Consider the following 21,585-nt stretch of genomic DNA (forward strand, 5'->3'; position numbering starts at 1 on the left):
TATTGGTTGATCCTGCTTGGGTCAGCAAAATTCGGGACGGAAGATTGGACGATTTAATTTTGTAGAACTAAAAACATCAGGAGGTTCTTGGATAGTTCCTAACACAAGCATATTGTTCGAAACTACAAAAATAGGAAATATAGTGCTGAAAAATCGATTAGGTGTTGCACCTATGACACGCACGAGTGCTTCTCCAGAAGGCTTTGCAACGGATCAAATGGCACAATACTATGCTTCATTTGCACATGGCGGATTTGGTTTGATTATTGTTGAGGGAACCTATACAGATGAGCTGTTTAGTCAGTGTTATTTCAACCAGCCCGGGATGGCCACTGACGAACAGGCTAAATCGTGGGAAAAGGTGGTGGAAGCTGTTCATAAGGCTGGCGGAGCAATTATTGTTCAGTTAGAACACGCGAGTGCTTTATCTCAAGGTAACCGATTCGAATCAAATATATTGACTCCATCAGCAGTGCAACCACAAGGAGGCAACTTGCGTTTTATGGCGGTGAAGGAGCTTTTCCGATGCCTGTGGAAGCAACGAAGAAAGATATTGAAAACGTAATTCAGGGATTTGTGAATGCTGCTGTTCGTGCCAAATCAGCTGGATTTGACGGCGTAGAAATTCACGGTGCAAATGGTTATTTACTGGATGAGTTTCTTACGGACTATACAAACCAGGGAACGGATGAATACGGAGGTTCCCTCAGCAATCGTGTTCGTTTATTGGTTGACGTATCGAGTGCAGTTCGGCAAGCCGTAGGAGAAAACTTTATAGTTGGGATTCGAATCTCCCAAGGGAAAGTAAATGATTATGAGCATAAGTGGGCTGGTAAAGAAGAAGAGGCAAAAGTGATTTTCCAACAGTTAGGACAGTCGGGGCTTGATTATATCCATGTCACGGAATATGAGGCTTGGCAACCAGCCTTTCCAGACAGTAGTAGACAATCTCTTGCTGAGCTTGCCAAGAAGTATGGAAACATTACAGTGATGGCTAATGGACACCTGGAAGACCCATCTAAAGCAAGTCAGATGGTCGAACATTGTACAGCCGATATTATTACTTTGGGCAAAGGAGCTCTTGCTAATCATAATTGGCCTGTCAAAGTTAAAAATGATGAACTGCTAGCTATATTTGACCAGGAAAAGATTTTAAGACCGAATGCAACGATAAAGGACTTTGAATTGGTCGATTAAGAAAAAAGTACGTCCTTTAGACCTTCTGTAAAGTACTCTATCAAGGTACTCTACAAAAGGTCTAATTGAATGAACTCTGCGATCACGGAGAGCATGGAAGATGGAAGAAGGTTTGCAATTGTGGAGGGAGAAGTGCGTAAGATTGCCGAATATGCCCCGAAAGTTACGTTAGCTGGTTGTTGTGACTGATACGTTTCCTGATATGATAAACAACGAGCAGGATTAACGGGAAAGCGATGGCATGGGTGAAATCCCAATCTACCCAGTAGGCGGGGATCTCCTTGACGTAGAAAATAATATTTTTTGCAATCAGATGCGACAGTCCGTAAATCAGAAATGCCACTGGAAAGATCAATGGCCGATAGGATTTTAGCTTTAGTAGCTGAGCTGTCCCCAAAACAAATGCGTAAAAGAAAAGCGCTGTTTTGAAATAGGTGCTAATGATCCACGTGGTGGCCATTAAAGCCTCAATCCGCTGCAAAAAATTGGCAATGTTGATTCTCTGGGCAAGAATATAGGCAGCGTAAAATTCGTGTTCTGAGAAATATGCCCCGAGTACTGTTAGGGAGAGAAACAAAATGAGGTTGAGTCCAACAGCTCCGATCAACAAAGAAATGAATATATTGCGGCTCGTATTGCTTTGTTTTTGGACATAGGGATACACCATGAAGAACACGCACATTTCTCCAAAGGGATAAAATACACCGAACATAATGGTGTGCAGCATGTCAGGAAACGATGTATTCAAAATAGGATGGATACGCTCCATCTTGACATCGGGGAACAGGAGAACGATTAGGCAAATCAGAAAAAACGCAAAGAAAGGAAAAAAAATCTGGGCTGCTCTGCCCAGCGTTTCAAGACCCAGCCGCAAGCCATACACCAACAGAAAAATCGCCATGAAGCGAATGACCCCGCCGGGTGTCCCTTCGTAAATCTGTGTGCACATGAAATCTTCGATTTCTCTGATATAGGTGGAGGCTGCAATCAGGAAAAAGAATAAATAACTCAATGCTACAGCTCCACCCACCCATTTTCCTAATACTTGTAATGAAAGCTCAATAATCGTTTTAGTTGGATCAATATTTGATGTAGATATCATCAGCTTTACGCATGCAAGTCCTAGCGGAATACTAATCAAGGCGGCAATCCACGCATCCTCGTGGGCTCCGGTTGCCATTGCTGCAGGATACACAAGTGCCATTTCCCCGATTAGCGAGAAAAGTCCAAGTAACATCATTTGAGCCGTACTGATCCGGTCTTTTTCAAGATTCATGAGATTCCTCCAAATCTGCTGCAAACTGCCCCTCAAGTTTTCTTTTGTCATTTCCTTTAGTATGTGATTTTATAACATAATTATTAATTGATAGTCGAAAAGGAATGTTAAGGGGATAATTATCAAGTTCTTCTGTCATACTATTTGTAGTTTGCTCACGGAATGCGGAGGTTGTGACATGAAGGATACAATTACTGGCACATTATCACACCGCTTGGAGGACAATTTGGTGCAGTTGGTTCAACTGCTCGGGACAAGCACCGATTTGATCACTAAAAAGCTGGAATTGGATGAGTCTACGCATATCGCTTTGCTTTATATTGATGGTCTTGTGGATACACAGGTTCTGCATAATTCCATATTATTTTCGCTTCAGGAACGTTGTACCCCTGACCAAATGAGAGATCTTGATGCTAATCAGAAGATTGAGCTTTTGCGAAAACGTATGCTGATTGCGGGGGATCTATCCGTCACGCATGACCTTGGGCAATTTGTTCATGAGCTGTTATCCGGTAATATCATGGTGCTGGTTGACGGAACATCCAGCGCCCTACGGATCGGACTGCCTGGATGGGAGGACCGCAATGTAGGCGAACCAAGCTCACAATCAGTTGTACGTGGGCCGATGGAAGGGTTCACGGAAAATATGCGGACAAACACGGCGCTGATTCGAAGGAAAATTAAAGATAGCCAGCTATGGCTAGAAACCTTCCAAATTGGTAAGGTGACTCAAACCAGTGTATCCATTATGTATCTCGCCAACATCGCTAATCCTGACCTGGTGCAGGAGGTGAAGCGCAGATTGGCCAAAATAGATACGGACAGTATCCTGGAGAGCGGATATATTGAGGAGTTTATTCAAGATACGGCTGCTACGCCGTTCCCCACGATCTATAACAGCGACCGGCCGGATACTATCGCAGCGGGAATCCTGGAAGGCAAAGTGGCGATTCTTGTGGATGGAACCCCCTTTGTCCTGTTGGTGCCTACCTTTTTTGTCGCTTTTTTTCAATCTGCCGAAGATTATTATCAGCGGGCCGATATTGCCACCTTGCTACGGTTCATCCGTTTTCTTTCCTTTTTCATTACGTTGCTTGCGCCTTCATTTTATGTGGCGGTTACGACTTATCATCAGGAGATGATCCCTACCAATCTGGTTATCAGCCTTGCCGCACAGAGAGAAAGCGTTCCTTTTCCTGCATTTGTGGAGGCAGTACTCATGGAATTAACGTATGAGATTTTGCGGGAGGCGGGAGTGAGGATTCCAAAAAATATAGGGCAGGCGATATCCATTGTTGGAACACTTGTAATAGGACAGGCGGCGGTTGCCGCGGGCTTTATCTCATCAGCAATGGTTATCATTGTATCCATTACGGCCATATCCAGTTTTGTGATACCAGAGACGGGCATGTCGATCGCTGCAAGAATCATTCGCTTTGTTCTTATCGGACTAGCTGGCTTTATTGGACTATACGGAATACTATTCGGTATCTTTTTAATCGTGCTGCATTTGGCGAGTCTGCGTTCTTTTGGCATGCCCTATATGAGTCCGATCGGTCCATACCGTTCAAATGATCTGAAGGATTCCATCTTCCGCTTTACCTGGCCGCGTTTAAAGACAAGGCCGGCAGAAAGTATGATTCAAAATCTTGACCGTCAAAGCACAACCAAGCAAAAGGAGTCGGCAGATGAGCCCAAAAAACCGTAAAACTGTTTCGCGACTGCTGCTTACCCTTTTGGTCCCTATGCTGCTCAGCGGGTGCTGGGAAAGACAGGAGTTAAATGAAATGGCCTTTGTGCTGGGAATGGGGCTAGATAAGGCTGAATCTGGCTATAAGGTTACACTGCAGGTGGTTATTCCTTCAGCAATTGCCTCGCAGGCGGCGGGAGGGACGGGAGGTGCCGGGGTGCCAGTGATTGTATCTACCTTTACGGTCCCAACGATTTATGAAGCCCAGCGCAAGTACAGTCTGGAAAGTGCGAGAGCCGGCTACTATGGACATATCCGTATACTGGTGATTGGAGAGGAGCTTGCCCGGGCAGGAATTAGCGAGGCACTTGATATGATGAAGCGGAGCCGAGAGCCGCGTAATGATTACTATGCCATGGTCGCCAAAGACACCACTGCCGAAGATGTTCTGAAGGTCCTTACCCCGCTAGAGAGATTGCCGGCAAGTAAATTATATAATTCCCTGGACAAATCTTATAAGACATCGGGCAAAACAGTCGCTGTTTCTTTGAACCAATTTATTGAAGATTTGTTGTACGAGGGGAAGAATCCGGTGCTAACCGGAGTGAAGATGTCCGGCAGTGTTAGTGAGGGCGAAAAGAAGAGCAATGTGGAAGATAGCTCGCCCACAGCCAAATTACAGTACAGTAATATAGCCGTATTTCGGAAGGATAAGATGATCGGGTGGTTAAGCGATAACGAGACGATTGGCTACAATTATATCACCAATAACGTTGTCAAAAGCTCAGGTTCTGTAATAGGAGACGACGGACGACCCATCGTCATTGAAGCACTTCATACAGACACCAAACGTAAAGTCAAGATGATTGACGGTGAACCACATATTTACATCCATGTAAAGGCCTTGTGTAATGTTGAAGAGGTAATGAGCAAAGATAATCTGGAAGCAGAGCGCGTGATTACAGGGCTGGAAAGGAAATCGGAAGAACGAATTATCTTGCGGATGAAAACTGCAGTTAAGCAAATTAATGAGCGCTATAATGTGGATATTATGGGCTTTGGACAGTTGATCTACCGTGCCAACCCCCAAGCTTGGGCTAGGCTACAACAGAAAAAAGGGGACAATTACCTAAAATCGCTACCTATCCATTACAAAGCCAGCGTGTCGATTAACCGAATTGGTATTACAGACAAATCTTTTATTGAAGATATCAAGGAGTGAGCGCAATAGTGTTACTGCTTTTTCTGGCAACAGCAGCGGTTTGTGCGGTCATCGATGTGCCTTTGCTGACACGAGGAAGCAGGCGCCGTGACCTTCTGGTCTGGGGCTTGTTTTGGATCACGGGCATTGGTGTAGTGGTCTGCTCCTTGTACAAAATCAATGTGCCGAGCCCATTGCTTCTGGTCATGATGATCTATAAACCGGTTAACAATCTGTTTACATCCTGGTTTTATTAGGTTGTAAGGAAATTCACCTTTTGTACCTCGGAAAGCGCTCCGTTCCTAATAGTTTGATCTTGTTGATATCATGGGTCACAGTTGAGTGGCGGGAGATGGTTGCTTGAACAGCGAAATGCTGCTATCAGGAAATGCTTTTAAAAATAGTAGTAGTATCTTTGATTTTAATAGTAGAAGTGAATGTTGGTAAAAGCAGCAGCAGTCTAAGACTTTATTTTTCAAGTCCTAGTGAGCTGCTGCTTTACTTTTAGAAGCAGTCTCTTACATATCCCCGATAAGTGAGAAAAGCCCAAGTAATATTATTTGAGCCGTACTGATGCGGTCTTTTTCAAGATTCATGAGATTTCTCCATATCTGCTGCAAACTGCTCCTCAAGTTTTCTTTTGTCATTTCCATTGGACTTTTGTGTAGAAAAATTGGTAAAAATACAAGCTGGTTACGGAGAATTTTTTGTATTCCATATTTTCTCTAATTGACTTTATAACCCGACATTATTATTATCTTATACTATAAGATTAATTATCTCATACTATAAGGTATTAGCGAGAAGGTGTTGTGACCATTGGATTATAAAGCATTAGCGACAGAACTATTCGAGTATATCGTCAAATCGCGGAAACCGGCATTAGAGGAACGAGGGCACTTTTCACGTGGCGAAATGGGGATTCTCATTTGTCTGAATTTCAATAAGGACGGGGTTACCTCTGGCCACTTGAGCGAATACTTGTCCGTCAGTACGGGACGGGTAGCAACGGCACTGAAGAGCCTGGAGAAGAAAGGACTAGTTGTACGGCGTACTGATGTCAGCGACAAACGTAAGGTAATTGTATTCATTACGGATTCAGGTAAGCAATTTATGATTGATAGGCATAATGAAGGAATCGCATGGACCGAGAATGTTCTTCGAAAGTTAGACGAAGAAGATGCCAAAGAACTGATCCGACTCATTAAGCTTATTGTCTCTAGAAGCTGAATTTCTATGCAGAGCAGGATGCACCATACTTCACCAAGCATCAAAGACTATCAGATAAAAGGAGAGCAACAGAATGCTAAAGATATTCAAATATCTCAAGAAAAATGAATGGATGCTTGTGGTTTGCAGCCTAGCCTTCATCGTTGTGCAGGTATGGCTTGATCTGAAGCTACCTGATTATATGGCGGAAATTACGACCAAGCTGCAAACGGAAGGAACGCCTGTGTCCGAACTGCTGATTCCCGGCAGTTACATGTTGTTTTGTGCCGTCGGCAGTATGATTGCATCTATTATTGTGGGCTATTTCGCGGCAAAGGTGGCTGCAGGGCTGGCTATGCGTCTGCGTGCGATGGTCTTTGACAAGACCTTATCCTTTTCGATGGAAGAGATGAACAACTTTTCGACGGCAAGCCTCATTACCCGCTCCACGAACGATGTTACGCAGATTCAAACGGTGGTTGCGCTGGGGCTGCAGGTGATCATCAAGGCACCGATTCTGGCCGTGTGGGCCATTGTGAAGATTGCAGATAAAAACTGGCAGTGGACCGCCTCCACAGGAGCGGCCGTGGCTGCTCTGATCCTGATGCTAAGTGTCATTGTTGTTTTCGCTCTTCCAAGTTTCCAGAGAATCCAGCGTCTCACCGATAATCTGAACAGGGTAACACGTGAGCATCTGATCGGACTTCGGGTAGTACGCGCTTATAATGCAGATCAGTATCAGCAGGAGAAGTTCGAGCAGGCTAACGTCGAGTTGACGAATACAAACCTGTTTGCGAACCGTTTAATGACGATGATTGGCCCAGGTATGACCTTTATTATGTCAGGTCTGAGTGTCTCTATCTATTGGATCGGCGCTTACCTGATTAACGGGGCGGCCGTACCAGACCGCATCACGCTGTTCTCCAATATGGTCGTATTCTCCTCTTATGCAATGCAGGTGGTTATGGCCTTTATGATGGTAAGTATGATATTCATCCTGATGCCTCGCGCCTCGATCTCTGCCAAACGGATCATGGAGGTTTTGAATACCGAATCCAGCATCGTTAATGGGCATGAGACGACTGGAGAAGAGAGCGTTATGGGGCAAGTGGAATTCCGTAATGTCAGCTTCAAATATCCGGACGCGGAGGAGGCCGTGCTTCGCAACATCAGCTTCACGGCGAAACGAGGCGAGACGGTTGCCTTTATTGGCGCTACAGGCAGCGGCAAAACCAGCGTGATCAATCTGATTCCCCGTTTCTATGATGTGACCGAGGGAGAGGTACTCGTGGACGGTGTGAATGTCAGGAACTATAATCAGCAGGCACTCCATAACAAAATCGGGTATGTTCCTCAGAGAGCTGTACTGTTCAACGGTACGGTCGTATCCAACGTTTCGTACGGTGATAACGGAAGAGCAGGAGCTTCGGAGAAACTTGTCAAAGAAGCCGTTGGTATTGCTCAAGGAACGGAGTTTGTCGAAAAAATGGATGGTCAATATCAGGGTAGAATTTCGCAAGGTGGAGCGAATGTGTCCGGTGGTCAAAAGCAGCGGCTGTCCATTGCGCGTGCCATCTACCGTCAGCCGGAGATTTATATTTTCGATGATTCCTTCTCGGCACTAGACTACAGAACAGACCGGATTCTGCGCTCCGCTCTCAAAAAAGAAACCGGCCACGCTACGACACTTATCGTTGGTCAGCGCATAGGTACGATCAAAGACGCTGATCGGATTATCGTGCTGGACCAGGGAGAGATTGTAGGGAGCGGCACGCATGAAGAGCTGATGACGAACTGCAGCACCTATCAGGAGATCGCATATTCGCAGCTTTCGAAGGAGGAACTCATACATGGATAAGAATGAACACACCGTCGACAGCCAGCAAATGAAAATGAATCAGGGAGGTCCCATGGGTAAAGGCCCTGCGGGGGGCAAGGGTGCTGGTGAAAAAGCGAATAATTTTAAAAAGACCATCAGACAGCTTATATCCTACATCAAGGCCTATGTGCCTATGATTATACTAGCTATGGTACTGGCCTTGGTCGGCTCCACCCTCAACGTGATTGGCCCGGATAAGCTCAGTGATATTGCCAACCTGATTCAGGAAGGAATCGTAACCGGGATTGATGTAAGTGCTGTTCAGAAGATTGTTCTTGTATTGGCGCTTTTATATGGATTTGGTCTTATCTTTAACTATTTCCAGGGCTTCATTACGGCAACCGTCTCACAGCGTCTTACAAAGAAGATGCGGACAGAGCTGTCTCAAAAAATCGATCATATGCCTTTGAAGTATTTTGACTCTACGAGTTACGGTAATGTGCTTAGCCGCGTAACCAACGATGTCGATACCATCGGACAAACGTTAAACAACAGTCTCGGCACGCTTGTCGGTGCACTGGCTACCTTTGTGGGCGCCTTGATTATGATGCTTTATACAAACTGGATCATGACCGTTACCGGAATTGTAGCTACGCTGATCGGCTTTTGCCTGATGAGCGTGATTATGAAGCATTCACAGAAATACTTTGTAGCACAGCAAGCGGAGCTTGGCCAGATCAACGGTCATATCGAAGAAACCTATGCTGGTCATAACGTAGTCAAGGTATATAACGGGGAACAAGCAGCCAAGGAAGTGTTTCATGGCATTAACAGCCGCCTATATACAAATGCATGGAAGTCCCAGTTCATGTCTGGTCTGATGATGCCAGTCATGATGTTCATTGGAAATTTTGGTTATGTCGCGGTTTGTGTCGTGGGAGCTTTGCTGGTCTACCAACAGACTATAACTATCGGAACTATTGTCGCCTTCATGGTGTATATTCGTCTGTTTACACAGCCCTTGTCGCAGCTGGCACAGGCCGCAACCAATCTGCAGTCGGCGGCTGCCGCCAGTGAACGTGTATTCGAATTTCTGGGTGAAGAAGAATTGGCAGATGAGCGTCACAAGACCATAAAGCTGGACACCGCCAAAGGGGATGTCGAATTCAAACATGTCCGTTTCGGCTATAATACAGACCGTATGATTATCAAGGACTTCTCCATGAAAGCTGAAGCTGGTCAGAAAATTGCCATTGTCGGTCCGACAGGCGCCGGTAAGACCACGCTCGTGAATTTGCTCATGCGGTTTTATGAGCTGAACGATGGAGAAATCTACATTGACGGAACCCCGATTAGTCAATTAACGCGTGAGAATATTCATGAATTATTCTGTATGGTGCTTCAGGATACCTGGCTGTTCGAAGGAACGATTCGTGACAATATCGTCTTTTCCAAAGATCATGTTACCGATGAGCAGGTGGAAGCTGCTAGTAGAGCGGTGGGGCTGCACAGCTTCATTAAAACACTGCCGCAGGGCTATGATACAGTGCTGGACGACAAAGCCAATCTCTCCGCCGGTCAAAAGCAATTGATTACCATTGCAAGAGCGATGATTGAAGATTCACCCATGCTCATTCTGGATGAGGCCACAAGCTCGGTTGATACGCGTACGGAATTGCTGATTCAACAAGCGATGGACCAGCTGACTGTGGGGAAAACCTCCTTTGTGATTGCTCACCGACTTTCGACGATCAAGAATGCGGATCTGATTCTGGTCATGAAGGATGGTGACATTATCGAAATGGGTAACCATGAGGAATTGCTGGCTAAAGGCGGCTTCTATGCTGATCTATACAACAGTCAGTTTGAACATGCATCCTAAAAGTAACTGCTTGAAAACATAATAAATATCCATATAGTTCCATCAACATTGACATCAGCAAGTGGACATTATAAGGTATGAAAGCCAGAATTTCTTAATCATAATTGTGGAGGCAGATCAATGAACCAGCGTTTTCGAATCACCCGTTCCATGCAGGAAAGTCCGGTGGAGCAATCCATTTCCCTGGAGGAGTGCAAAGATTACTTTGCATCCCAGCCAGACTTTTCGTATTCACGAGTGCTTATTATACAAGGTGCTGAGAGCACCATGTCGATTGAGGGAGATTTTTTCATGTGGAAGTATGCTGACGTAGAAATACCTTTTCGCCATTACATGGGGGATGTGTATGTGGCTATTTCCGATGAGGCTGTCGTGCCTAAGATGATTGAAATTGCAACAGATTTGCAAGCAGATGTGGTGGATGGGTGAAGAACTACTCACTATTTTTATTCTGCTGAAGGTTATTGACTTCGTAGTGTATCTTTACAGCAATGGACAGTGCTGATTTCTGACTGCTGACATCGAGTTACATAGATGTCAGCATTTTTGTTAACCACGTAACTGCAGTGGACATAGTAAAGCTACAAAATGATAGACTTCATCCGCTGATCGCCTCTTATTGGCAGATGTGAGGAAAACGGAGGACCTGATATGTCAATATACTGGGAAGAACAATCCATTACCACAAAATACATATTCATTGGCTGGATGCTAAGAGACTTAACAGCTGGATCAACGAAAGGGGAAACGTATGCTATGTTAGAGATATTTCGTTGTTTCTCATTACGGGAGGCAGTTCAAGCTGGAAAATTAGCGAACAACCGTTGACGGTAAACTCCCAGGATGTGGACCAGGCAGCGAACAATCCGATTACGTCCTACAGCAATATTGCGTATACACTTCGCTTTTATGCAGGAACACATTTTCAGTCGCTCAGGAGTTATGACGGTAAAGAATATGAAGCTATTGGAATTGGCTTAGATACCACGATATTCTCTGATGAATATAGCAAGTATGGTGAGTTTACAGGTAGTTTTGTTGGCTTGACCTGTGCCGATCGTGTTAAACATCAACAATATGCTGATTTTGATTTTTTCGAATATAATGTTGATGAAATGAATGAATAAATAAGTATTATTAGTTACCAAATGGTTACTATAGAACATTAAGGTGCCTACTTCACAAAAAACACGAGCGAACTTATTATGAATTTGAAAACCTAAGTTAAATTAATATCGTAACTTTGAAGTCTTTAGTTATCAATTATGATATTGATGTGTGAGGGAGATTTACTGATCAAGCAGGAACCTTTTACTTCAATGGTGATGGGCACGAAACGAAAAGGATAAAAAATTTTGAAAGGAATTTGAGAATGACAATTGAAGCGAATAAACAACAGATGCACCGGTTTACAGAGTTCATAAATACGGCTAGCGTAAAGCTAGCAGAAGAACTTATTGCCCCAGATGCGATTTTCTATGTCCCAGCACGGGAAGATGCGATGAAGGGACCGGATGGATATCTTGCAATTATCCAAATGATGCGAACTGGCTTCCCTGATATCCAATGGACACTGAAGGAGATGGTTGCTGAAGGCGATAAGGTAGCTGCGCGATTCATTATGCGAGGTACGCACCAAGGCAGTTTCTTCGGTTTTCCTCCAACAGGGAAAACCATCGAGGTTCAAGCGATGAATTTTTATCGATTCTCTGATGGGCAAATTGTAGAAGAATATGGTCAACCCGATATGCTTGGATTACTTCAACAAATTGGCGCTGTTCCAAGTTCGTAGAGGTTCATTTCAATACGACATCTGATGGTGTTCTTTGTTCGATGGATATGTAGCTAAGTAGGACAAATGTTCGTCTAAAATGGAAGCTACATAGGGAAGCTTTCCATTTTAGACGAATAAAAGACATACACTGTTTGTACTGTGAACATTCGTACTTTGTTATGAAATATAAATAAAATAATGCCTGAGCCTTTGAATGTAGCTATACGCATCAAGACATCAATTCATTCGAGGCTCTCTCTTAAAATCTCTAATCCTCTTCTTAATTCCTCTAAAGAACTAGTGGATGAAAGCGCTACTCTTAGATAATTTTCTTCTGCATTCCCACCGCTCAGAAATCGATTGGAATGAAATACACGAACCCCTTTTTCCAGAAAAAAACCTTCAGAATAAGCTTCGTGCATAACTTTTGGTAAACGTAGCCATCGATAAAAACTCAGTGGATGTCCCCCGTGGAGAGTATTTGGGAAGAATTCAGCAAATAACTGGTTGGCTGTCTCGGCCAATTGTTTTTTCTTCGTAACAATCATATTTGCTTTTCCTGACAGAATCAGCTCAGTTACGATCTCTGCGTCCAAAGAGGATGTTTTGACGTTGACGTTGTATATGGCCTTCATCATTGTGTCTTTGAATGCTTCGTTAAACACGATATAGGCCACTCGAAGACCTGAGCAGATGGATTTGGCGGTGCTACAAATATAAACCGTTTGTTCAGGGAGCAGCTGATACATCGGCTGACCATAATGATCTATAATGTCCGCTGACAAAAAGGCATGAATGTCGTCCTCAATCAGGATCAAATGATGTTTTTGAATGATCTGAGCTAATTCTTTTTTTCGCTTTTCCGGAATTACAATGGTCGTGGGATTAGCGCAGGAAGGCATTAAAAACACACCATGTAAATTCGATTGAGAACATTGGTCTTCCAGAGCTTCAGGTAACATACCATACTCATCCCCTGAAATGGGAACTAGTTTGATACGAAACATTTTGGAGACTTCAATAAAATTGGCATACGTATACTGGTCAACCGCAATTCGGTCCCCGGGTTCAAACAGTGCTAAGAGTGTAATAGCTAATGCATTTTGGGCTCCTGAAACGATCGCCATATGTTCAGTATCGGCCTGGATGCCAAAAGCCTTCATCCAATTGAGAGCAGCCAGTTTATGATGCGGGACACCTGCAGGATCATTGTAATTCAATAGCTGTTCCAGATAACTTTTCTCTACCACGTGCTTTAAGGCCTCAGTAACCAGATCATTGGTTTGCTCAAATGAGGCAACAAAACCAAGGTCAATATGTACGTTTGAGGATGGATCTTTTGAAATGGTGACCGACCGAGCCGCGTTGGCTGAAACAAAGGTGCCGTTTCCGGTCACACCATGAATTAATCCTTTAAGCTCGCAAAGCTTGTATGCGCGTGTAATCGTTGTGAAGTTCACATCCAAAAAATCGGCCAGCTCTCGCTGAGGGGGAAGTTTTGTACCCGGAGCCAAAAAGCCATGTCTGATGTCATGTTCCAGCAATAGGGCGAGAGAGCGATAAAGCGGTCGTTGCAATCTATCCCTGTCAGGTTTCCACGACATCGGATAATGTTCAAACGAATTAAATGGCATAGCACACCTCACAATATTGTAATGCATACAATTGTATCATTGATTGTATGGATTTACATTGCTAAACTAACGAAGAAATGTAATCTTGTCAAGGAGATGTAGCAACGATGATACACAGAAGTAAGCTTCAATTGGCCTTTAAATCAGCTTTCCCTTCCACACTTCCCATACTGGCTGGATTCTTGTTTCTAGGGATTGCCTACGGCATTCTTATGAATATATCTGGCTTTGGTGCGGGGTATGCGATCCTTATGGCCCTATTTATTTTTGCCGGATCCATGGAATTTGTTGCAGTGCATTTACTGCTCGGTCCGTTCAATCCACTAGGTGCCTTGCTAATGGCCTTAATGGTGAACGCCCGGCATTTATTTTATGGCATATCCATGCTTGAAAAATACAGAGGCACCGGATTCAAAAAATTCTATCTAATTTTTGGACTATGTGATGAATCGTTTTCAATTAATTACACAGCAAACATCCCCAAAGAAGTCGACAAGGGATGGTATATGTTTTTCGTAACCCTGCTTAATCATAGCTACTGGGTATTTGGCGCTGCCATTGGTGGATTTCTCGGATCTCTGGTGCGCATTAATATGGAGGGGCTTGAGTTTGTGATGACGGCGCTCTTTGTTGTGATCTTTATTGAACAATGGATGAAAGAGAGCACACATCATAGTGCATTGTTGGGTTTGGGAATTTCGATCCTTTGCCTGCTTATTTTTAATAGCGAAAATTTCATCGTTCCATCTATGATAGGTCTTCTTATCGTGCTCTCCTTCATGAGAAAATCACTAGATAGAATGACAGGTGAGAGACACGATGTCCATGACTTTGTTTGAAAACATCACAACGATAGGAATGGTCGTCTTGGGAACGATAATGACCCGATTTATTCCATTTATTTTGTTCCCTTCGGGACGTCCCAGACCTAAATATGTACAGTATCTCGGCAAAGTACTTCCCTCGGCAGCTTTAGGACTGCTGGTCATTTACAGTGTTAAGGATGTCACTTTTTTCTCTGGGTCTCATGGTGTGGCCGAATTGATTTCCATTGTCTTCATTATTATGCTGCATCTCTGGAGAAGAAACATGCTGATATCCATCGCTGGCGGTACACTGCTCTATATGCTCCTGGTCCAATTTATATTCTAAAAGTTGATCATCTCCGTTGTTGCAGGTTAGCTATTGAAACTTTACACAAAATAGTTGGAGTGACTATCAGTTGCACGAACAATACCCAAGAGGACTAATGTTAACCTTAGTCCTCCGTTGTTTTTAAAATATTCAAAGGCTTGTCATTCTCGTCCTCAAAACACTTAATCGGGCTCAGTTTTTTAAGAATCCTTCATGTTACGAGGAATTTCCTCATTGAGCTTATGATATTCCAAACCCCACGTTTCCATAACATTAATGATGGGTCTTAAAGTATTCCCTAAATCACTCAAGCTGTATTCGACTCTAGGTGGTACTTCGGCATACACGGTTCGAATGACGATACCATCCTCTTCCATAGACCGCAAATTTTCTGTTAGAACTTTTTGACTGATTTCTGGAATACTTTTACGAAGTTCACCAAAACGTTTGGTTCCTTTCAAAAGGTCTCTCATTATTAGCAACTTCCATTTGTTTCCTATAAGTCCAACCGTTGTCGCCACCGGACAAAGAGGCAACTCTTTTTTTGTAATCATTCGGTCTAATCCTCCAATAGTTACTTTTTGGTTCCTATCTAATAAAAAGGTGCCTACTTTCAAAACGATTATATTGCTTATATTATAAAGCGGTCGAGGAAAAAGCAAATTAAACGAAAGGTGGAGAAACCTTGAATGACAGCTTATGGATGCAATTAACAGCCTACTTTTCAAATAACATGCATGTTTTTTTAGCTACTGGGAAAGAGCATATAATAATAAGTTTACTAGCTTTACTCTGCTCTGCCTCCATTGGAATTGTGTTGGGTTACGTAACCTGTAAGTACAAACGAACAGAGAAATGGATCGTATCCTTGTTCCAAGTTCTAAGAATTATGCCTAGTTTAGCTGTTCTACTCCTTCTAATCCCTATTATGGGGACGGGAACAAAACCAGCTTTAATTGCCCTGGTACTGTTGGGAATTCCTCCTATATTAATGAATATGATAGCCGGTTTAGAGTCTGTTCCCTCTTTTTTGCTTGAAGCTGCTCATGGAGTGGGTATGTCAGAACAACAGGTAATACGGCGAGTCAAATTCCCATTAGCTGCGCCAATGATTCTGACAGGGATTAAAATAGCTGCCATTGAGGTCATTGCGAGTGCTACCCTGGCTGCCAAAATAGGAGCGGGTGGATTAGGGGAAATCATCTTTACTGGTTTAGGACTTAATCGAGTGGATTTACTTTTGATTGGTGGGTTTTCGGTGGGAATTTTAGCAATTACAGTCGGGGTAATGCTTGATATGTCCGAGCGTATTTTGTTTAAATATAGATTTTTGAAAAGGTAGGTAAAAGATATGTCTAGAAACAAGAGAAAACTGTATTTTTCAATTTCAATTTTTCTTGTATTGTCGCTCATTTTAAGTGCATGTGGTGATAAAACAGAAAATGCTGAAGATAAAGCAGCAACGATACGGATCGGTACGAAAGATTTTACTGAGAATTTGATTGTGGGTGAACTTTACGCTTTGGCTTTAGAGGGTGCGGGATATAAGGTAGAGCGAGTACCCAATATTGCGGGCTCCGTTATCCATTCATCTATTGTTAACAACGATATCGATATGTATCCAGAATATACAGGTACCGGTTTATTATCCATATTGAAAGTAGATATGCTCACTGATCCTGACGCGGTTTATAAGAAAGTTAAGGAAGAATATAAAAAGCAATTTAAAATTACTTGGCTAGATTACTCTAAAGCAAATGATGGAGCAGGACTTGTTATTCGTTCGGAAGTTTCTAAAAATCTAGGAATTACTACAATTACTGATCTACAAAAACATGTAAGTAAGCTTCGATTCGCCTCACAAGGAGAAGTTGACCAACGTGCAGACGGAATTCCAGCCCTAGAGAAAGTGTATGGTAAGTTCAATTGGAAGTCATCTAAAGTATATGATAACAGCTTGAAATATGAAGTGCTTAAAAACAATGAAGCGGATGTTGCCCCAGCTTACACAACAGAAGGGCAACTAGTTAATAAAGATCAGTTCACACTGTTGAAAGATGACAAACAAGTATGGCCTCCGTATAACTTGGCTCCTGTTGTTCGTGATAATGTGCTGGATACAAATCCAGAGATAGCTGAGGTTATTAATAAGGTGAGTGCGGCGCTGGATACGGAAACGGTAACCGCCTTGAATGCAAAAGTGGACGTGGATAAAAAAGAATATGAAGATGTGGCAAAAGAATTTTATGACTCAATTAAATGAGTGTGGGGGATAACATGAGTCTTATAGCAATTGAATTCCAAAATGTGTGCAAAACATACGCAAACTCCAATGACTTAGCTGTTGATCATGTCAATCTGTCTATTAGGGAAGGCGAATTTATAACCATACTGGGTTCGTCCGGATCAGGAAAAACCACACTATTGAAAATGGTAAATCGTTTAATTGAACCTACCCAAGGGAAGATAAAACTATTTGGTGATGACATTGCTGAAATTGATCCTGTAGCGCTACGGAGAAGGATTGGCTATGTTATTCAGCAAGTGGGTTTGTTTCCTCATATGACCATTGGACAAAATATTGCTACTGTGCCCCGGCTTTTGAAATGGGAAAAAACGAAGGTGGAAGAAATGGTGCACAAATTGTTACTTTTGGTTGGGTTAGATCCAGTAAACTACCTAAATCGTTACCCTTCTCAACTATCGGGAGGTCAGCAACAGAGAATTGGACTAGCTAGGGCCTTAGCAACAAATCCTAATACAATGTTATTGGATGAACCTTTTGGAGCCATAGACGCCATGACTCGTCTAAATTTGCAGGATGAACTTTTGCGGATTCATGGGGGAGTTAAGAAAACCTTCCTATTCGTAACGCATGATATCAATGAAGCATTTAAGCTGGGAACCAGGGTAATAATCATGAATCAAGGTAAAGCCTGTCAGTTTGATACGCCAAGAGAAATTGTTGCTCATCCCGCAGATGAATTTGTCGCATCGCTTATTCAATCTTCAAGAGAGCAAGAACGTTTCTGGGAGGGGTTAAAGTGATCGAATATGCCATTAAGCATCCGGATAAGTTAGGAATTGCATTACTGGAGCATGTGGAGATGCTAATTGTGATCATGCTGATCTCCATTGTCGTCACAGTACTCTTAACAATTTTAGCCCTGACTTCAGAAACGATATCCAGGTTACTCATTTATATTTTTTCGATTCTTTATTCAATTCCCAGCTTGGCCCTTTTCGCAATCATGATCCCCGTGACAGGCTTGGGTAAAACGACAGCGATCACCGTGCTCATAGCATATAACCAATATATCCTACTACGTCAGTTTATTGCAGGTTTGAATCATGTTGAACAGTCTATTATTGAGGCAGCCACTGGGCTTGGTATGAGCCGTATTCAGGTATTGCTTCATGTTCGTGTGCCTTTGGCCATCAAAGCTCTTTTTACAGGATTAAGGCTAGCATCCGTATCTACGATTGGAATGGCGACTATAGCAGCATTTATAAATGCAGGCGGGTTAGGCTCGATATTAAATGATGGCTTACGAACCATGAATATAGATAAGATTCTGTGGGGAAGTGTATTGTCAGCGTGTCTCGCTATTGGAACGAATGCATTATTCATTCAGTTTGAAAAACGAATCTACATTAGATCGGGGAGATCACTTTTATGAAGGCTGTTGTACTGGAAGGGGCCTGTAAACCTGAAGAACTAAAGATAAAAGAAGTTCCAATCCCCAAAGTTAAACCAGGTTGGGTACTTGTTAAGATCAAAGCTTTTGGAATAAACCGCTCTGAAATGTTTACAAGACAGGGACATTCCCCATCCGTCAAATTCCCACGGATTATTGGTATTGAATGCATAGGGCAGATCGAAGATCCATCTGACAGCACATTTCAAAAAGGGGAGCGTGTTGCTTCATTAATGGGGGGATTAGGCCGAGAATTTGATGGAAGTTATGCTGAATATGTTTTGATTCCTTCAAAACAGGTTTATTCCATTCCAATTGAAATGAAATGGACTGAGCTCGCTGCAATTCCAGAAATGTATTATACGGCGTATGCGTCCTTATTCGAATGTCTCCAATTAACTGCTGACGAAGTGCTTCTCATTCGCGGTGGGACGAGTTCTGTTGGTCTGGCTGCCCTTCAGCTAGCAAAAAGTACAGGCGCCACAGTCATATCAACCACTAGGAACAGCGGAAAGCTGGCATATCTTCAGCAGGCTGGAGCAGACTTTGCTTTACTCGATGATGAGTATTTTACAAAAGAAGTTTATAAAATCGCTCCAAATGGCGTAGACAAGGTCCTGGAGTTGGTCGGTACCGTCACAATAAAGGAATCATTGCAACTGGTTTCAGAGCAAGGGACCTTATGCATGTCAGGGATACTGGGAAATGAATGGACACTTGATTCCTTTGAACCGTTAATTGATATACCGACAGGTGTTTATTTTACGGCATTTACAAGTGAAGTTATCAAAGAAAACGTACTAATCGACCTGTTCTATCATATTAAAGAATATGGAATTGTTCCGCCGATTGCTAAAGTTTTCAAGCTAGAAGAAATCCGGGAAGCTCATCTTTTAATGGAGAGTAATGATGCGAATGGTAAGATCGTAATTTTGAACGATTAGTTCAGAAGATTAAGATTTCAAGGGTAGTGACACATCGTTGTTGATGTTCTCTAGAACGTGATGCAAGCCTAAATGTGCCAGATCATTAATAAAATTAAATTCAAAAATCTTATATTTGAAAAAATATTCAAGCGATATCAGTGAAAGAGGCCTTACACCATAATTTATAGAGGTGTAAGGCTTTTTCTATAAGGGATTACCAAACTTTAATATAATTTTTACCTTTTTTCAAAAGTGTAATCGGCCCTATTGGAGACTTTTCTACTCTCTGCATATCCAACAAATCAGTATCCAGGATCACTTCACTACCATCGGGGCGCTCAAATTCAGCGTCAACGATACGTACCCGTGCTAATGTTGCTGTTGAATGTACTTCACCTAGAAAAACATCGAAATTTTCCGGTAATTCACAGGAAAGATAAACTTCTTCTCCCTTATCAACTATTCTGAAGTTTGGATGAAAGCTTTTGTCAACTATCTTATCTTTTTCTCTTTCAAACGGTTCTGCTCCGGCCAAATACGCATTGTTATTAATATAAACAGGTTGTTCCACCAAGTTAAATATTTCAGCGTCTCCGGGATTTTTGTGTACGTTTTCAATATACTCTTCTAAAGAAGCCGTGTGGTTTTTATAATGGGACGTTCCGACACCTTCTAATCCATCAGCTCCAATGAAAATATTATTATAAAAACGGTCATCACCGCCGTAAATGAAAGAAAAACCTGCGATTTTGGTGCTGTGGGGGAGGTGATACTGTGTAGATCGTGTCATTTCTTTCCAATGATTCATCTTACCGCAGATTAGGTTGTTTATGTAAGCTCCACCCTGTGACACATTGTCCAGAGAATATTCAGAAGCCATTATATTGTGATCAACGATATATGGCCCATGGCTTACTTCAACAAACAAATCACGATTATTGCTATAAAATAAATTCTTACTAATCCTTGTTCCCTGTGTCTGCCAATCTGACCATAATCCTAAAGAGCAGTCATGGATACGGTTATGGTGAATCTGGACATCTATGGCTGCATGGAGCTTGATTCCTGCAATTTCGTGACCGTAGAATTCACGTTTCAGAGCAATTTTATATATATGGTTGTGATGAATTTCACTAAAGACACCGCCCAAGTGACCCACAATTCCATTTTGACCGCAATCATAAATCGTATTATTACGGATAATATGGGAGCCGATTTTTTCCTTGCACCAGCCATTACGTTCAGCAGAAAAGACAGATTCAAGCTGGTACTGGTATCCGGGTTTGTCTTTCCGGACGGAGCGATAATTATGCCCGGTGGAGGCTTCTTTACCAATACTGATGGCGCTGCATTTTGCATCGTGAAGGATATTGTTTTCAATAATCCAACCCTTGCTCCAATTGGCGCCAAGCAGTCCAGGCTGATCCGCTGTCGGAGGTGCCCATGGTGTTGCGGCCTGCGCCATTTCAAAGCCTCTTACTGTAATATAATCAATCCCTGTCTCTTGGGGATAGAAACAAGATCTGCGAACGTTAACCTCAACAAATTCTCTGTTCGGATCAGCGCCTTGGAAATTCGCATATATGGTTGTATTATCAGCATTCACTTCTGCAAACCAGACATATTTTGTCTGTTCCTGATTATGAACAGGAACCATTTTTCTTGTCCAGTGGTCCAATACTTCTGTTGTAACCTTCGGATCGATCAGTTGTTCAAAGCGGCTAACTTCATAAAAAGACATACCGTTTAAATAAACGTCTCCTAAATGCTTGGTTTCCTCAATTGTTACGAGCCAATCTCCGGACACTTCAAGAGCATATGGGTTATAGTTACCAAAAAACTCATTCGGCAATACAACCTTCCAAACATTCTCTTCTGCATGCTGCCAACTTTGAATATGCTCTGAGCCTTTAATGATTACTTTTTCACCTTTTGCAGCTTGATAAGTAATTCTTCTCTTGGTGCTTAATCCTTTAAATTTTGGTTTTACCCATTCACGATATACCCCTCCATGGACAATAACCGTGTCTCCTGCCACAGCAGCAGAAGCTGCTTTATTGATTGTCAGAAATGGATCTTCCTGACTCCCCTGGCCGTGATCTGAACCAGTTTTTGCTACGTGATACTCCATAGTCTTATATCCTC

General features: G+C 42.7%; 22 protein-coding genes. 18 read left to right on the plus strand and 4 right to left on the minus strand.

Going from position 1 to position 21,585, the window contains the following annotated elements; genetic code table 11:
- Nucleotides 1-172: 172 nt before the first annotated feature.
- Nucleotides 173-565, plus strand: coding sequence for a hypothetical protein (locus tag MKY24_RS12635; RefSeq protein WP_305953847.1), 393 nt, complete (start codon nt 173-175; stop codon nt 563-565).
- Nucleotides 526-1,197, plus strand: a complete 672-nt coding sequence (locus tag MKY24_RS12640) for a tRNA-dihydrouridine synthase (protein ID WP_305953846.1) — start codon at nt 526-528, stop codon at nt 1,195-1,197. The genes MKY24_RS12635 and MKY24_RS12640 overlap by 40 nt, the downstream gene beginning before the upstream one ends.
- 163 nt (nt 1,198-1,360) lie before the next feature.
- Here the strand turns inward: MKY24_RS12640 and MKY24_RS12645 are convergent, their stop codons facing one another.
- Nucleotides 1,361-2,473, minus strand: a complete 1,113-nt coding sequence (locus MKY24_RS12645) for an endospore germination permease (RefSeq protein WP_023988609.1) — start codon at nt 2,471-2,473, stop codon at nt 1,361-1,363.
- Between the two features lie 178 nt (nt 2,474-2,651).
- Between MKY24_RS12645 and MKY24_RS12650 the strand changes: the two genes are divergently transcribed.
- From MKY24_RS12650 to MKY24_RS12690, 9 genes are all read left to right on the plus strand, one after another.
- Nucleotides 2,652-4,181, plus strand: coding sequence for a spore germination protein (locus MKY24_RS12650; protein ID WP_028541285.1), 1,530 nt, complete (start codon nt 2,652-2,654; stop codon nt 4,179-4,181).
- On the plus strand, nt 4,162-5,385 hold the full coding sequence (locus MKY24_RS12655) for a Ger(x)C family spore germination protein (RefSeq protein WP_339202164.1): 1,224 nt from the start codon (nt 4,162-4,164) through the stop codon (nt 5,383-5,385). The genes MKY24_RS12650 and MKY24_RS12655 overlap by 20 nt, the downstream gene beginning before the upstream one ends.
- Nucleotides 5,386-5,393: 8 nt before the next feature.
- On the plus strand, nt 5,394-5,621 hold the full coding sequence (locus MKY24_RS12660; RefSeq protein WP_226887813.1) for a hypothetical protein: 228 nt from the start codon (nt 5,394-5,396) through the stop codon (nt 5,619-5,621).
- Nucleotides 5,622-6,183: 562 nt separating this feature from the next.
- Entirely contained in the window at nt 6,184-6,594 is a 411-nt protein-coding gene (locus tag MKY24_RS12665) for a MarR family transcriptional regulator (RefSeq protein WP_028541283.1), read from the plus strand.
- A 73-nt stretch (nt 6,595-6,667) separates the two neighbouring features.
- Nucleotides 6,668-8,431 (plus strand): ABC transporter ATP-binding protein, encoded by a 1,764-nt coding sequence (locus MKY24_RS12670; protein ID WP_023988614.1) that lies wholly within the window; start codon nt 6,668-6,670, stop codon nt 8,429-8,431.
- Nucleotides 8,424-10,274, plus strand: a complete 1,851-nt coding sequence (locus MKY24_RS12675) for an ABC transporter ATP-binding protein (RefSeq protein ID WP_339202167.1) — start codon at nt 8,424-8,426, stop codon at nt 10,272-10,274. Before MKY24_RS12670 ends, MKY24_RS12675 begins: the two co-directional genes overlap by 8 nt.
- Nucleotides 10,275-10,394: 120 nt before the next feature.
- Nucleotides 10,395-10,703, plus strand: coding sequence for a hypothetical protein (locus tag MKY24_RS12680; RefSeq protein WP_025723019.1), 309 nt, complete (start codon nt 10,395-10,397; stop codon nt 10,701-10,703).
- Between the two features lie 344 nt (nt 10,704-11,047).
- On the plus strand, nt 11,048-11,401 hold the full coding sequence (locus MKY24_RS12685) for a hypothetical protein (protein WP_053325447.1): 354 nt from the start codon (nt 11,048-11,050) through the stop codon (nt 11,399-11,401).
- 245 nt (nt 11,402-11,646) lie between these two features.
- The gene (locus MKY24_RS12690; protein ID WP_028541280.1) at nt 11,647-12,066 is read left to right on the plus strand and encodes an ester cyclase; all 420 of its coding nucleotides are present in this window, start codon (nt 11,647-11,649) and stop codon (nt 12,064-12,066) included.
- Nucleotides 12,067-12,290: 224 nt separating this feature from the next.
- On the opposite strand, the gene MKY24_RS12695 is transcribed toward MKY24_RS12690, so the two are convergent.
- Nucleotides 12,291-13,682 (minus strand): PLP-dependent aminotransferase family protein, encoded by a 1,392-nt coding sequence (locus MKY24_RS12695; protein ID WP_071558738.1) that lies wholly within the window; start codon nt 13,680-13,682, stop codon nt 12,291-12,293.
- Nucleotides 13,683-13,789: 107 nt separating this feature from the next.
- Between MKY24_RS12695 and azlC the strand changes: the two genes are divergently transcribed.
- Nucleotides 13,790-14,521 carry an azaleucine resistance protein AzlC gene (azlC, locus tag MKY24_RS12700; RefSeq protein WP_339202169.1) on the plus strand — a complete coding sequence of 244 codons (732 nt, stop codon included), beginning with the start codon at nt 13,790-13,792 and terminating at the stop codon, nt 14,519-14,521.
- Nucleotides 14,502-14,834, plus strand: a complete 333-nt coding sequence (locus MKY24_RS12705) for a branched-chain amino acid transporter permease (protein ID WP_339202171.1) — start codon at nt 14,502-14,504, stop codon at nt 14,832-14,834. The genes azlC and MKY24_RS12705 overlap by 20 nt, the downstream gene beginning before the upstream one ends.
- Nucleotides 14,835-15,016: 182 nt before the next feature.
- On the opposite strand, the gene MKY24_RS12710 is transcribed toward MKY24_RS12705, so the two are convergent.
- Nucleotides 15,017-15,370, minus strand: coding sequence for a helix-turn-helix domain-containing protein (locus MKY24_RS12710; RefSeq protein ID WP_023988623.1), 354 nt, complete (start codon nt 15,368-15,370; stop codon nt 15,017-15,019).
- 131 nt (nt 15,371-15,501) lie between these two features.
- Here MKY24_RS12710 and MKY24_RS12715 point away from each other — a divergent pair, with 131 nt between their 5' ends.
- The 5 genes from MKY24_RS12715 to MKY24_RS12735 are packed head-to-tail and all read left to right on the plus strand — an operon-like array spanning nt 15,502 to nt 19,458.
- The gene (locus MKY24_RS12715) at nt 15,502-16,158 is read left to right on the plus strand and encodes an ABC transporter permease (protein ID WP_339202173.1); all 657 of its coding nucleotides are present in this window, start codon (nt 15,502-15,504) and stop codon (nt 16,156-16,158) included.
- A gap of 9 nt (nt 16,159-16,167) precedes the next feature.
- Nucleotides 16,168-17,079: a glycine betaine ABC transporter substrate-binding protein gene (locus MKY24_RS12720; RefSeq protein ID WP_028541278.1), complete on the plus strand. Its 912-nt coding sequence runs from the start codon at nt 16,168-16,170 to the stop codon at nt 17,077-17,079.
- A 14-nt stretch (nt 17,080-17,093) separates the two neighbouring features.
- A complete protein-coding gene (locus MKY24_RS12725; RefSeq protein ID WP_264453770.1) occupies nt 17,094-17,864 on the plus strand; it encodes an ABC transporter ATP-binding protein in 771 nt (256 codons plus the stop codon).
- Entirely contained in the window at nt 17,861-18,496 is a 636-nt protein-coding gene (locus tag MKY24_RS12730) for an ABC transporter permease (protein WP_339202175.1), read from the plus strand. Before MKY24_RS12725 ends, MKY24_RS12730 begins: the two co-directional genes overlap by 4 nt.
- Entirely contained in the window at nt 18,493-19,458 is a 966-nt protein-coding gene (locus tag MKY24_RS12735; RefSeq protein WP_339202179.1) for a zinc-binding alcohol dehydrogenase family protein, read from the plus strand. The genes MKY24_RS12730 and MKY24_RS12735 overlap by 4 nt, the downstream gene beginning before the upstream one ends.
- Nucleotides 19,459-19,654: 196 nt before the next feature.
- On the opposite strand, the gene MKY24_RS12740 is transcribed toward MKY24_RS12735, so the two are convergent.
- On the minus strand, nt 19,655-21,571 hold the full coding sequence (locus MKY24_RS12740) for a right-handed parallel beta-helix repeat-containing protein (RefSeq protein WP_339202181.1): 1,917 nt from the start codon (nt 21,569-21,571) through the stop codon (nt 19,655-19,657).
- Between the last annotated feature and the right edge of the window lie 14 nt (nt 21,572-21,585).

Origin of the sequence: Paenibacillus sp. FSL P2-0322 (assembly GCF_037975315.1) — a bacterium.
Taxonomy (GTDB): domain Bacteria; phylum Bacillota; class Bacilli; order Paenibacillales; family Paenibacillaceae; genus Paenibacillus; species Paenibacillus polymyxa_B.